13 protein-coding genes are annotated in these 12,907 nt (G+C 68.0%); 11 read left to right on the top strand and 2 right to left on the bottom strand.

The window, feature by feature from the left end; all coding sequences use genetic code 11:
- Positions 1-204: 204 nt before the first annotated feature.
- Entirely contained in the window at positions 205-714 is a 510-nt protein-coding gene (locus IE262_RS34740; protein ID WP_189879377.1) for a GNAT family N-acetyltransferase, read from the bottom strand.
- Positions 705-1,955 (bottom strand): NsdA family TPR-like regulatory protein, encoded by a 1,251-nt coding sequence (locus tag IE262_RS34735; RefSeq protein WP_229877804.1) that lies wholly within the window; start codon positions 1,953-1,955, stop codon positions 705-707. The genes IE262_RS34740 and IE262_RS34735 overlap by 10 nt, the downstream gene beginning before the upstream one ends.
- A gap of 408 nt (positions 1,956-2,363) precedes the next feature.
- On the opposite strand from IE262_RS34735, the gene IE262_RS34730 reads away from it, so the two are divergent.
- The 11 genes from IE262_RS34730 to fxlM all read left to right on the top strand — a co-directional run bounded on the left by IE262_RS34730 (position 2,364) and on the right by fxlM (position 12,906).
- Positions 2,364-2,792: an ATP-binding protein gene (locus IE262_RS34730; protein WP_189879376.1), complete on the top strand. Its 429-nt coding sequence runs from the start codon at positions 2,364-2,366 to the stop codon at positions 2,790-2,792.
- 578 nt (positions 2,793-3,370) lie between these two features.
- Entirely contained in the window at positions 3,371-4,036 is a 666-nt protein-coding gene (locus tag IE262_RS34725; RefSeq protein WP_189879374.1) for a DUF6415 family natural product biosynthesis protein, read from the top strand.
- An 82-nt stretch (positions 4,037-4,118) separates the two neighbouring features.
- Positions 4,119-4,265, top strand: a complete 147-nt coding sequence (locus tag IE262_RS34720) for a hypothetical protein (RefSeq protein ID WP_189879372.1) — start codon at positions 4,119-4,121, stop codon at positions 4,263-4,265.
- A gap of 91 nt (positions 4,266-4,356) precedes the next feature.
- Positions 4,357-4,848, top strand: a complete 492-nt coding sequence (locus tag IE262_RS34715) for a helix-turn-helix domain-containing protein (RefSeq protein ID WP_189879370.1) — start codon at positions 4,357-4,359, stop codon at positions 4,846-4,848.
- A 194-nt stretch (positions 4,849-5,042) separates the two neighbouring features.
- On the top strand, positions 5,043-6,017 hold the full coding sequence (locus tag IE262_RS34710) for a methyltransferase (protein WP_229877802.1): 975 nt from the start codon (positions 5,043-5,045) through the stop codon (positions 6,015-6,017).
- On the top strand, positions 6,007-6,858 hold the full coding sequence (locus IE262_RS34705) for an SAM-dependent methyltransferase (RefSeq protein ID WP_189879366.1): 852 nt from the start codon (positions 6,007-6,009) through the stop codon (positions 6,856-6,858). Before IE262_RS34710 ends, IE262_RS34705 begins: the two co-directional genes overlap by 11 nt.
- A 67-nt stretch (positions 6,859-6,925) precedes the next feature.
- Positions 6,926-7,372, top strand: coding sequence for a hypothetical protein (locus tag IE262_RS34700; RefSeq protein ID WP_189879364.1), 447 nt, complete (start codon positions 6,926-6,928; stop codon positions 7,370-7,372).
- A 62-nt stretch (positions 7,373-7,434) separates the two neighbouring features.
- Positions 7,435-7,623 (top strand): FxLD family lanthipeptide, encoded by a 189-nt coding sequence (locus IE262_RS34695; RefSeq protein WP_189879362.1) that lies wholly within the window; start codon positions 7,435-7,437, stop codon positions 7,621-7,623.
- 72 nt (positions 7,624-7,695) lie between these two features.
- Entirely contained in the window at positions 7,696-9,732 is a 2,037-nt protein-coding gene (locus IE262_RS34690; RefSeq protein ID WP_229877800.1) for a lantibiotic dehydratase family protein, read from the top strand.
- Positions 9,729-10,802 (top strand): lanthionine synthetase C family protein, encoded by a 1,074-nt coding sequence (locus IE262_RS34685; RefSeq protein ID WP_189879361.1) that lies wholly within the window; start codon positions 9,729-9,731, stop codon positions 10,800-10,802. The genes IE262_RS34690 and IE262_RS34685 overlap by 4 nt, the downstream gene beginning before the upstream one ends.
- Positions 10,803-10,854: 52 nt before the next feature.
- On the top strand, positions 10,855-12,906 hold the full coding sequence (gene fxlM, locus IE262_RS34680; protein ID WP_189879359.1) for a methyltransferase, FxLD system: 2,052 nt from the start codon (positions 10,855-10,857) through the stop codon (positions 12,904-12,906).
- Position 12,907 lies beyond the last annotated feature (1 nt).

Here is a 12,907-nt window from a genome sequence, read left to right as displayed (position 1 = left end):
CACCAGTGAACCCGATCTTTGACCACGTTGACCGACCTGCGCTCGCTGGGAGCCCAAGGCCATCCACAGTTCCAACGCTATTCTCAACTAGTCCCTTTATTCGACAGGTGGCAGAAGGTCACCCTGCGGGGCAACATCTGGTCATTCAAGGCGGCCGGGCCCGGGGTCGGCAGGAAAGGAGCCCGGGCCTGCGCCCTTGATGTCTCAACAGCCCAGACGCTTGACCATGACGGCGTACAGCGGGGAGTCGTCAGAGGGTTTGGCCTCGTCCTGCTGTTCATAGCCCCACTTCTCGTACAATGCCTGCACTTTGGGATGCGCGGAGTCGACAAGGAGCGTCACGAAGTCGACATCGACCGATTGAATCAGCGCGTCATGAATCTGCTGTGCGCGGCCGGTACCTTGCCACTGGGGCACCACCATCAACTCGGAAAGGGCGAAGATCCGGCCGCGCACGTCCTTGGGTCGGTCGGAGCCCTTCCACCAGCCGCCCGGTTTGAACTTCGAGCCGTACGCATACCCGACAGGGCCGCCGTTCTCCCACCCCGAGACGCACAGCCAGTCCTCCCGCGCCGACCACAGGTCCACGAAGTACGAGAAACGTTCGCGGGAGTGGAACGGGTCGGGATCGTTCGCGTACACCTCGTCGTGGATGTCGAGGAGCAGCGAGCGGACGTCTCGCGCGTCAGCGTGGGTGTAGCGCTTCAGGTCCATCGACGGGACTCCTCGATCCAACTCACGACCTCGGGCGCCCTGGTGCCCGTGGCCTCGATGATTTGCCGTGTTCTGGCGAGCGTGTTCGTCGTGCGCTGCGAACCGGACGACGGCAGCAACATCCCGTACGCCCGCCTCCCGGTCGAGCAGGCAAGCTCGAGCTCCCCCTGTTTCGCCTGAGACAGCGACAGGTGCGCCGTGTAAAGGCCCTTGTTGCGGACCATGCCATCCGGGATGGCGGTGAGGGTGCGGTGAAGGCAGAACTCGGCCCGTTCGTGCTCCCCAAGCGCCGTCCACACGTACGACGACAGGGCATCGAACTCGGCCTGACTGTAGAACGCGATCCACTCCGATAGCTGCTCGCCCCGGGCCCTACGGAACGCCTCCTCCGCGGACTTCAAGGCCCTCAATGACTCCGTGGGCTGATGCAACCTGGCCAGGGCGTTTGCGTGCCGCATGTGCCCCAGCGACGCGTACAACGGGTTACGCCGGGCGACCGACGAGCGCTTCATCACCTCCGCGCCGGCCGCCGCCTCGGCGTGATTCTCCCGCTGGCTGGAGGTGAGCATCTGGTGATCCCACACCCGATACATGGTCTCGCTGTCGCGGGAGAGACCGGCGAGGGTGAGGGCCTTGTCGAGGTGGGCGCGTGCACGCTGCGGCGCGCTCGCATCGATGGCGGCGAAGGCCGCAGAACACGTGACGTCGGACGCAAGCCGGTACATCTGACGGCGAATTCGGTCGGAGGCACCACCGCCTGCGAGCGAGGACTGGATTCGTGTCGCAAGTTCGACGGCCCTGTTCTCGATCTTCCGCACGCCACCGAGCCGCGAGTCATCGCGGAGTAGCTCGTTGTACTCGCGGTGGAAGCGGTCAGCGTCGGCCTGCCCCAGCCGTAGGCGTGGTACCGGGGTGCCAGCAGCGACGGCGGTTCCGGTCGCTGCGACAAGGAAGGTACGGCGGTGCACTGGGTCCTCCGCTTGTGCCTGTCGCGCCCTGCGCGATCGGGGAATGAATCCAAGCTCAGTGGCCGGACGCACCAATACCCGTTCCAATCCGATGCGCTGTTTGTGCTGCGGCCATGCGGTCTCGCCGCGTAAATAGCGCCGGATGTCTCGGTCAGTGAGGCTGCCTTGCTTGCCTGTGAGCTGCTGAGTCTCCGCGTTCACGCGACGCGCTAACTCGGCCTGGCTCATGTCGAGTTCCGCCATAGCGGCAGCAAGCTCACGATTCTCTCCCACGACCGCAAGGTATCCGTGCGGTCAGCCGGGGCGACACCCCGAGGGTAAAAATCACCGGGGTCACGACCATCGGTAGCCAGCACTTTCACCTGTCTGTTCCCCTGCCGTTCGCAGTGCACTGGATCCATGCCAAGTGCCGTTGCTGATGCAGCGCCAGACGTACCTGGCGGGCGGGCACCATGCCGCCCGCCTGCGTCGCCACCGCAGACGATCTTTGACCACCTTGACCACACCCAAGTCCTTGACCCCATTCCAGTCACCGTGATTAGGCGGTTCGCTCTTGTAGGCCGGCCACTCGACGAGCGGGAGCACCCCCAGCATGAACTCCTCAACTGGCAGATACACCGTCTTCAACGCCGTACTGCTCGGTGGCGTCGGCCCGCAGTGGCACAGTGGGACCGGCCCCCGATGAGCCCCGCCACAGCCGTGGTGGCAGCAGAACTCGTGCACCAAACCGCCCTCGGTTTCGCCGTGGCCTTCACTCCGGACAGGGCCCGAGTCGGACGCATGCGTCGGATCACTGCGGCCCACCTACGGCTGTGGAAAGTATGCGAGCCGACCGCGGAGAACATCGTGCTCGCCGTCTCCGAGCTTGTCGCCAATGCCATCGAGCACGGCTGCGGAGACATGGGGTTGACGGTCCTCTACGCCTGCGAAGAGATACGGGTCGAAGTCACCGACGGCAACCCTGCGCCGGCCAAGCTCACCTTCGCGGACGACGAAGATGTCTCCGGCCGTGGCCTGTTCCTCGTCGCCGTCCTCGCACGGAAGTGGGGCGTCAGCGAAGACGGCAAGACGACGTGGTGCGTCTTCCGCGTCCCTGCGAGGAGGTCGTGATGATTGCGGTCACGCGTGAAGCCGCCGCCGAACTAAGCCGTCGATGCTCCACCGACGTGGTGAGTCCATTACCTGCCTCCCCGGCCCCTCCCGAGATTTCAGGGGCTTCTGGAAGGCGCGACGGAACATCTCAGCCTCAACGGCGCACCGCCGTTGGGTCGTTCGGCCCTGATGGTTATCCGGTCGGCGGGACGTCCCAGGACGTCCCGACCGGGTCCTGCGGAGCGGTACCGGTGTCCACGCGCCCCTTGGACGATGCCCATGTAGCACGCCGCCCCGTGCCTCACCTGTACGAACCGCCCTTGTCGGCGAGTGGCGGCTCGAACTGCTTCGGCGGCTCCTCTGCGGGAGCCGCCGAAGCAGAGCTCCGCCCCTCGCCAACCTCGGATCCAGACGATGGAGTTACCCCGATGCCTCACGCCAGGACCCCGGTGACCAAGACATGGGGTGAGCAGGCAAGCGACGTGTCCTGGCCAGAGGGGCCTTCTCGTCAACTCTCCAGCGGCCTAAGTGCCGTTCTGTCGATCCTCACTTCTGAACCACCGCACGTTGCGTCGCAAGCGGCCCTTATCCGCGACGTGATCGAACGAGTCCTTGCCGGCATCGCGTCCGTTAGCGAGGACCCGGACGAGCGCCACAACCAGCTGCTCCTCATGCGAGGGAATCTGATGACGCTACTCGGCGTAGCGCCTCCAGTCGACGAGGACACCGTATCCCTTGACGAGGATGACCTGGTTGCACGCGTCCGTGCCCTGCTCGGTGAGGAAATTCCCGGAGACGCCGTGCGTGCAGCGTCATTGCACCGGAGCATGGCCGAGGCCGCGCGGGAGCTGCTCGCCGTCCTTCCTGACACCGATGGCTCTCACGGGGCTGCCGAGATTCGAGCCAGGACGGTGCACGCTGGGTTCGACTCGACGCGCATTCGTGAGGGCATCCGCACGGCGAAGTCATGGAAGCAGGCGGGGATCTACCCACACCCCCGCACCCTCGCGGTGGTCACGCGAGCCCTCAGCGGCTACGTCACGACGCTCGTTCCGTACGTGTCGATTCACCTGGAAACGCTCGCCCTCGGGAGCCAGGCATGGGCCTCGCGCCGTGAGGCAATCGAGCGTTCGCAGGAGGCACGCGACGCTCCCTCGAGAGGGGACCTCGACGCGGCAAGGGAGCACGCATTCCGTCTCGCGGTCCACACGGAGGCACTGCTTCGGTACGCGGAGCAGTGCAGCCAGGGGAGCGGGGAGTGACATGGCCGGGTCTCATCGGACTTCTCATCCTGAGCGGACTCGCCGTGCTCCTGCTTCTACACCAGTACCGGGAACGCGCCCGGTGGACGAGCCAGCTCCGGGGCGTATCCGACGTTGCCTGCTCACCGCCCGCACCCACTGGGGCGCTCTCTTCCTCGCAGCCGCCATCAGCCTGCCCACCATCTTCGTCGTCGCAGAGCTCGTCTTTCAGCTCTACGCCGAGCCGTAGCTCCACGCCGGGAGCGAAAGACCAGGGGAGCACGGAGCCCTCTCTCGATGACGAAGACCGTGCCACATCAGAACACCGAAGGAGTATGACCATGCCGGCCCCGGACGGGACCATCGCGCAGCCGCTGTCTCCTCAGGAGCGGGAGGCCCTGCTGGGCATCGCTCAGGGAAGGACGACCGCGGAGACGGCAGGCGACATGGGCGTGTCCGAGAGCACCGTCAAGACGTACATCCAACGGATCGGCGGGAAACTCGGGTCTCTGGAACGCGCCGCCATGGTCGAACTCGCCTACCAGCAGCACCACTTGGGCGTCCCTGAGCCCGTGAGCCAAAGGGTCTACCTGCCCGTTGAACAGCGGTCGGTCCTGGAAGGACTCGCGAGCGGCAAGACCGTCGAGCAGATTGCGGCCGACGAGCACCGCCCGCTGGCTGACGTGCGCAAGGACGCTCGGCGCATGCTGCGAGCACTGGGCGCCTCCACGGCCGCGCACGCGGTCACGCGCGGCTGGCAGCTCGGCCTCCTCGGTCCTGCGGCCGGCTCTGATGCGTCCCGAGACATCGCTGCCTTGGCAGGCCAGGCATGAAGACCCCCGTAGAGGCCAGCAGTCTGCGGCCGCGCAGTCGAGGCGTCCACCAACACGCGGCTGACGCGTTCACCTGCGACCGTCGTCAGGACTTCGCGCCCGCCGTGATCCGCACTCATCGTGGTGGTCGATGGCGCAGGGTGGATCGGAGTAAGAACGCTGGTGAATGGGGGAAGTTCGTCCATAGCGGCGAGATGGTCGTCTTCGATATTGATGACGGTCAGGACGGCGGCCCCGGCATCGTCACGGGCGTGATCCCAGCAGGGCAGGACGCCGCCGCGCGACTTGCCGCGCTCGCTCCAACACCTGGGATGGCCATCGCCGAGATCGGCGCGGACTGCGGTTGGACGGCGGCCTTGCTGGACCATCACCTCCGGGGTGGTCGGGTCGTCACAGTCGCAGACACCGAGCGCCTCGCCGGTGTGGCACGGCAGGGCCTGGAGCACTATCCACAGGTGCAGGTGGTGTGCGGCCTGGAGGCCAGGGCTCTGGGGCCTGCGGGATCGTTCGACGGGCTCCTTTCCCATCGCGCTGTGAGCCGTGTTCCGTGGGAATGGGTCACCCAGGTTCGCCCCGGTGGCCAACTGTGTCTACCGGTCCGCACCGGCCTCGGCGGGTCCAGCACGCTGCTCACTTTGAGGGTGGCGCGGGACGGGCTGTCAGCCTGTGGGCGTTTCCTTGCCGGACCGGCTCCGCAGACGTTGTGGCTGCGCGAGCAGCGCCCGGGCGAAGGAGCCCTCATCGAGTCGCAGGAGTCCCCGCGGCCCTCGGCGGCCCCCGGCTCGACGCAGGCGCCTCTTCGGCCCGCGGCGCGACTGTTCGCTGGCCTCCTTAGTCCAGACCTGCGGATGCAGGTGGTGCGTGGCACCGAGCAGTTGGAAGGGGAGGTCGCCGACCGTCTCCGTATTCACGACCATCAGGCGTCGCGAGCAGTGGTCTTCCTCTGCGGCCCCGGCAGCATCTACGAGTGGGGGCCACGTGATCTCGGCGCCGTCCTGTTCGACGCGATCGCTCAATGGCATGCGGCAGGGGAACCAGCGCTTCAGCAACTGGGTGTGACGATCACGGAAAGCGAACACACTCTGTGGCTGGGCGCGCCCGACGGCCCGTCCTGGCGCCTGCCCGACGTCCACACGCTCGCCGACGGGGCGGAGCATCATGCGACCTGACCACCCGATGTTTTTCGTCCGCCCCGGTGCACCCGATGTGACGCCAGCCAACACTCTGACCGGGCCGTCGAGCGCCCGGATCCACAACTACCTGCTCGGCGGACGGGACCACCACTCCGGGGACCGTGACGTGGCCCACCAAGCGGCCGACAAGCTGCCGTTCCTGGAGAGCGCCGTCCGCCACGAGCGCATATACGTGCTCTTGATGGTGCAGGCCATGGCGATCGCTGGCATCAGGCAGCTGGTCGATTTCGGCTGCGGCATGCCCTACTCCCTTAACCCGGTGGACGTCATCACCCGTGTGCACCCGAAGGCCCGCGCGGTGTGCATCGACCACGACGCCGCAGTCCACGCCCACACCAGTGCACTGTTGAAGGTCGGCGCGCCAGCCACAGTCGCACACCTGCGTGCCGACATCGGCGAGCCCGAGTCCGTCCTGGCCTCGCGAGAGATCATGGAGACGATCAACTGGCGAGAACCCGTGATCCTGCTGTTCGGCAGCGTGCTCCACCACATCGGCGACACGCCCGCTCGCCCCCTTTCAGTGCTCGTCGACCAGTACAAGAAGGTCGCCGCCTCGGGTAGTGCGCTCGTCATCACGCATTCCACTGCCGACTTCGCCGGCCAGCCCGCTCGCAAGGTCGCCAAGGCCGTGACGGCCGCTGGCTGCCCTGTCTACCTGCGGACGAAAGAGCAGATCGCCCCGTTGTTCGACGACTGGCATCTGGTCCACCCGGGACTGGTCAAGCCTCAGGCAATGGCCTTGGAATACCCAGTCCACCAGCAGGCCGCGTCGTATGCGGGCATGGCCCGGAAGGAGGTGGCGCATGGCTCTGTGTAGTCCAGCCCCTGGCGCATTCCGAGCGGTGACCATTCGGCAACTGGCCGTGCCCTCAGTACACTTGATCATGTCCGGCAACGGGCACCCGGGCGTCGCGGTCACTGACGCTGGACGTCATGTCTGCGCCCCGGAGAACACCGTGCCCAAGCTCGTCATGCGCCGCGCCCGCCGTCACATGACCGTGCGCGTTGCGTCCGTTTGTCTGGTGATGGAAACCCCGCGCCGCGAAGGCCCCACCTGCGGTGCGGCGGCGCTGGTCACCAAGAACAGCATCGCGTACCGAACCCGCCGCGAGAACACGGATAGCGGCGGCTTCGAGAGCGACGGGGTCGCCCATGGTCCGCAGGCCGAAGCTCTCGCCGACCCATACGCGGACCCGCTGCAGCGCTGGGCTCAGAATCACCGGCGCCGGGGAGCCGCAATGATCAGGTACCTGCCGGGTCCCGCTCCATCCTCTCTGCCTCAGGTAGCCGCGCAGAAGCGGCACGGCATTCTCGCAGTGACCTGGCACTAAAGCACCGGGGCCGGCCGGGTCCCGGAATCCTGCACCGCCCGCACCTATCCAAGGAGGTATGCATGACCGCCGTTCCCCTGGAGCAGCCCGTTGCTCCCGCACAGCTGACCATCGGCGACGCGGACGACCCGTTCCAACTCGACATCACCATCATCGAGAACACGCCGGAGACCGAGACGGTGCTGATGTGCAGCACCGGCGACACCTGCGGGAGTTCCTGCCCGAGCGCCTGCTCTGGCTCCACGGTCTAACCAGTCCCGGCGGTGCGGGCTGGACGGACGGCTCCGCCCAGCCCGCCCCCTTCCTGCCAAGAACGGAGGGTTATGACGCGCTCACGACACAGCCTGTATCAGGGTGCCGGCGAAGGGATGCTGCGCGCCGCGGTGAACCTCGCCGGGCCGGACATGCCGCCCTGGCCGGGTCCCGACGCACGGCTCGAACACTGGCGTTCGTGGCTGGCCGCTGTGTGGGCCGATGACACCTTCCGGCAGACCGTTTCCGGCGCCAGTCCGGATCTCGCCCGCCAGGTCCAGTCGATCCTCTACGGGCGGTCGCCGAAGGAGCGCCGGGTACGACGGGCGGCGCTGGCCACCGCCCGGTACGCGATCAGGTCCACGCGCCGCTCCGCCCCGTTCGGGCTGTTCGCGGGTGTCGCGCTGTTCGAGTTCGACGACACGGCCGAGGTGCGGGTCGGGGACCAGCATCAGGCGGTTCGCCGGCCGGACCCGGTGGCGATGGATGCGGCGATCAGTGACTGGGAGGCGGACACCGAGCGGATGTCCGAGGTCGAGGTCTGCGTCAACAACCTGCTCAGGCAGCAGGGCGGGCGCGTCTACGTCCCGTCCGAAGGAGCCTCGGAGTTCTCGCTCGCGCTGACGCCTGCAGTCGCGCTGGTCCTCGACGCGGCACGCGCACCGATCCAATACTCGGCGCTGGCGGAAAAGCTCGCGGCCGAGTTCCCGAACACGGCAGAACATCACCGGGCAGGGTTGCTCGCGCAGCTCCTGCGGGTGCGGCTGCTGCGGTCCTCGCTGCGCGCGCCCGCCACCGTCGTCGATCCAACGGTCCCCCTGCCGCCTGCTTTGCGTGAGGCCGCCCAGAACCATGTGACTGCCCCGGATCTGCGGCTGGACGCCACAGTGCGGTTACCGAAGGCGGTCCTGACGGAGGCGGATACCGCCGCGACGGTTCTGACCCGGCTCGCTATGCATCCGACGGGAACCCCAGCATGGCGCCGCTACATCGAGCGGTTCACCGACCGTTACGGTGAGAACGTCGAGGTGGCGTTGGAGCTGGTGACGGATCCCGAGCATGGCCTGGGACTTCCCGAGGGGTTCGGCCACGTTTCCGAGCCTCCCCGCCCGATGACCCGGCGAGACCGGCTGCTGCTGGAACTGGCCGGTACCGCGGCCCTCGAAGGCCGCAGGGCGGTGGCGCTGTCCGGCGCAATGATTGAGGAGCTGGAGGCTGCCGCGGGTAAGCGGGTGGTCAACCCGCCCCATCTCGAACTGTGCGGGCAGGTCCAATCCGGCTCGATGGGGGCTCTGGATCGCGGGGACTTCCGGCTTCGGGTGTCCACCGCCTCCCGCGCGGCTGGTTCGTTTGTGGGCCGGTTCTGGCACCTGTTCCCGCAGGCCGGCGCGAGGTATGCCGGCCTGCCCACGGTCGAGCCCGGCGCGGAGCTGGCCCAGTTGTCCTTTCACGCCGGCCGTGTCAGGGCGGATCTGCTCACTCGGGCCCCGCAGGTGCTGCCCCGGCTGGTCAGCGTCGGGGAGTTCCGGCACCGCGGGAAGGGGATGCTCTTCCCGTCCGATTTGGCCGTTGGTTTCCGCGACGGCCGCCTCTACCTCGCCGAGGCCGCCACCGGCAGGCGTCTTGAGCTGCTTGCGCCGACCGCGATCAACTTCGTGTGGAACAACTACACCCCTCCCCTGGCCCGGTTCCTGGCCGAGATCAGCCGGGCCGCAGCACCGCAGGTGTCGTGGTTCGACTGGGGCGCAGCCTGGACGTTGCCGTTCACCCCGGCGCTGCACTACCGGCGGTCGATCCTGGTGGCGGCACGGTGGAAGCTGCGGACCCGGGATCTGCCCGGCCGCTCTGCAATGCGGGATGAGTGGGCCGAACAGCTGCACGCCTGGATGGGCCGGTTCGGCGTGCCGGACCGTGTGCTGGTAGCCGAGGAAGACCAACACCTGCCCCTGGATCTGCGCCAGGACATGTCTCTGGACCTGCTGCGCGCCCACCTTGACGCCAGTCCGACCGGGGTCGCGGTCCTGCACGACGCGCCGCCGCCGGACGCTGACGGATGGATCGGCGGGCGGGCCCACAGCATCGTCGTCCCACTGAAGGCGCGCTCATGACGGCCACGGCGAGTCCGCCCAGGACGCAGGACCTCTCCGAAGGCGCACTCGGGATGGCACTGCTGCACATCGAGCGCGGCGATCTCGCCGCCGCACGAAACAACCTGACCCAGGCGGTTGCGGGCGGAGTCAGCGCGGGAGGCAACGCCTCCCTGTTCCACGGCGTCCCGGCGCTGGAGTTTGTGCTGGGACGCGCCGGGCGTGCCGACCACGATGTACAGGGCGCCGTCGACCGCGTCGTGGCCGCCCGACTGGCCGCAGCTCGTCGGCGTCAGGCGGCTGGGGCGCTGCCGCATCCCGCGGAGTTCGACCTCATTCGGGGCTTGACCGGGCTGGGCGCGCTGCTCCTGGCCCGCGGTGCGCCCTCGCCGCTGTTGGAGGAGGTTCTGGCCTATCTGGTCTCCCTGGCCCGGCCGGTCCGCGTCGAAGGCCGGGAATTGCCGGGATGGTGGTCACCGGTGGGGCCCGCCGACGAGGCGGTGGCCGGCGGACACAGCAACAACGGCGTGGCACACGGCATCGCCGGTCCCTTAGCGGCGCTCTCCCTCGCCGTCCGGCACGACGTCCAGGTCCCGGGGCAGCACGACGCCATCGAGGTGTTCGCACGCTGGCTGGACACATACGGCTGCTGGTACTGGACCACCCATGACCAACTGTCAGCCCCTGAGCCACCCGAGCCGGCACCCGCACGCCCGTCCTGGTGCTACGGCCAGATCGGCATCGCCCGCACCCAACAACTCGCCGCACTCACCCTGAAAGACCCCGCCCGCCGACTCGCGGCAGAGGACACCGTCATACGCACGCTGGCCGACCCGAACTTCCTCGGGCTGATCACCGACGCCTCGCTGTGCCACGGCTGGGCCGGCCTGCTGACCATCGCCCGCGCGGTTGCCGACGACAGCCCCGCACCAGACCGATTCACCCCGCCGATCGAAGACCTGACCCAGCGCCTGGCCGCCGACCTGGAACGACTGCCCAAGCCCGGATTCCTCGAAGGCCGTACCGGTGCACACCTGGCACTGGACGGCACGAACGAAACGGACTGGACCAGTGCCCTGCTGATCACCTGACTCCCCGCCCGCCATCCGAACCGAGCCGAACCGACAAGGAGCACCCACGACCATGGTCAATCTCGAAGACCTTCCCATCACCAGAGAGAAGGACTGGTGGCACGCCACCGTGTTCTTCCCGGGCGGTGCCGGGGTGCCCCAAGAGGCCGCTCAGGCACTGTCATCCGCACTGCGCGACCAGCGGTTCCACTTCCTGCGCAAGGACGGCGGGCTGCGACTGCGTACCGAGCGCCCCACCGCCGACCTGCTGGACCGACTCGTCGCCGACGAGCTGGCCAGCAACTGGGTCGGCGGCGTCTATGAGCCGGAGACCGAAGCGTTCGGCGGCGCCGAAGGCATGACCGTCGCCCACAACGTGTTCTGCACGGACAGCCGCGCCGCTCTGGCCGAGACCGGCAGCCCAGGTGCCAAAGAGCGCTGTGTCCTGCTGCTCTCCACCATGATCCGGTCGGCCGGCCTGGACCAGTTCGAGGCCGGTGACGTCTGGGCGAAGATCGGCTCCCTGCGGCCACCCATCACCCCACCCACCGGCCCTGCGCGCGACCAGGCACTCGCAGCCATGCGACGGCTGATGAACGCGGACGCAGCCATGCGGCCAGACGCCGAGCCCGGATGGGCCGAACGCGTCACCGCGTTTGAGGACGCCGGGCACCAGCTGGCCCGGCTCGCCTCCGAGGGACGGCTGACGCGGGGCCTGCGCGCGGTGCTCGCCCACCACGCGATCTTCGCTTTCAACCGCGCCGCAGTATCTGCCGGCGAGCAAGTCGCCACCGCATGGCTGGGCTGTCAAGTCGCCTTCCCCGAGAGGGGCGTAGCCGACGTGCCTCCCCGCCAGTCCACCTCACAGGAACCCAACCTGACTCGAATGGAGACCACCATCACTTCCGTGACCGACCCCGCCGAACTGCGCGAAGCGCTCGTCAACCGCTTCATCGACAGCGGCCACCTGCGCACTCCCGAAGTCATCGCCGCCTTCCGGGACACCGAGCGCCACCGCTTCCTCCCCGGCGTAGACCTTCAGGCCGCGTACGTCAACGACGCCGTACCCATCAAGCACGACGCGACGGGCGAGATGATCTCCTGTATCTCCGCACCCTCGATCGTCGCCACCCAACTGGAGCAGTTGGGCGCCAGGCCCGGCCACAAGATCCTGGAAGCCGGGGCGGCCACCGGCTACAACGCCGCGCTCCTCGGCCATCTCGTAGCGCCCGGCGGCCACGTGTGGACCGTGGACGTCGACCAGGACCTCGTCGACGGCGCCCAGAAGAACCTCGCCGACGCCGGGGCCACGATCGTGACCGCCGTGCTGGGCGACGGCGCAGCTGGCCTGCCCGTCCACGCCCCCTTCGACCGTATCCAGTTCACCGTCGGCGCAGGCGACATCCCCGTGCAGATCCTCGACCAGCTCGCCCCCGGCGGACGCCTGGTCCTGCCGATGCGTATCCGCGGCAGCATCTCCCGCTCCTTCGCCTTCGAACGCGACGGCGACACCTGGAAGACCGTCTCCTGTGAGATGGCGACGTTCGTGCCCCTGCGCAAGGGCGTCTGCGACGACATCTACACCCTGGTGCCCCATGCAGGTGAGGGCAACGTGCGCCTGGAGACCTTCAGCGAGCAGGAGGTTGACCGCGAAGCGATGCGCACCGTCCTGGACCAGCCGCAGACCACCCTCTACACCGGCGTAAAGTTCCGCAAGGGCGCCCCCTGGGAGTGGATGTACCTGTACCTGGCGTGCGTACTGCCCAACGGCCTGTCCCGCATGCCCGGCACCCGTCCCGGTTACGCCCCGAGCTTCGGCTGGGGGGCCATGGCCGCGCTCGACGCCGACACGCTGGCCTACCTGACCGTACGCGAAGGCGAAGACGAGCAGGGCAAGTTCTGGCAGGTCGGCGTCGTCGGCCACGGATCGCGCGCCGCCGAACTCACCGACCACGTCGCGACGGAGATCGGCGAGTGGGACCAGGGCTGGGGCAACGACGGGCCGGAGCCCGGCTTCCGTATGGCTGTCGGCAATACCCGCGACCAACTGACGGCTACGGAGCCGCGCTTCGTGATCGACAAGACCTACAGCCGCCTTGTCGTCGACTGGCCGCGCAAGGGGTGAG

The organism is Streptomyces bluensis (genome assembly GCF_014650715.1).
GTDB lineage: Bacteria > Actinomycetota > Actinomycetes > Streptomycetales > Streptomycetaceae > Streptomyces > Streptomyces bluensis.
Note: the sequence above shows the minus strand (reverse complement) of the source record. Positions and strands in the feature narration are given on the sequence as shown.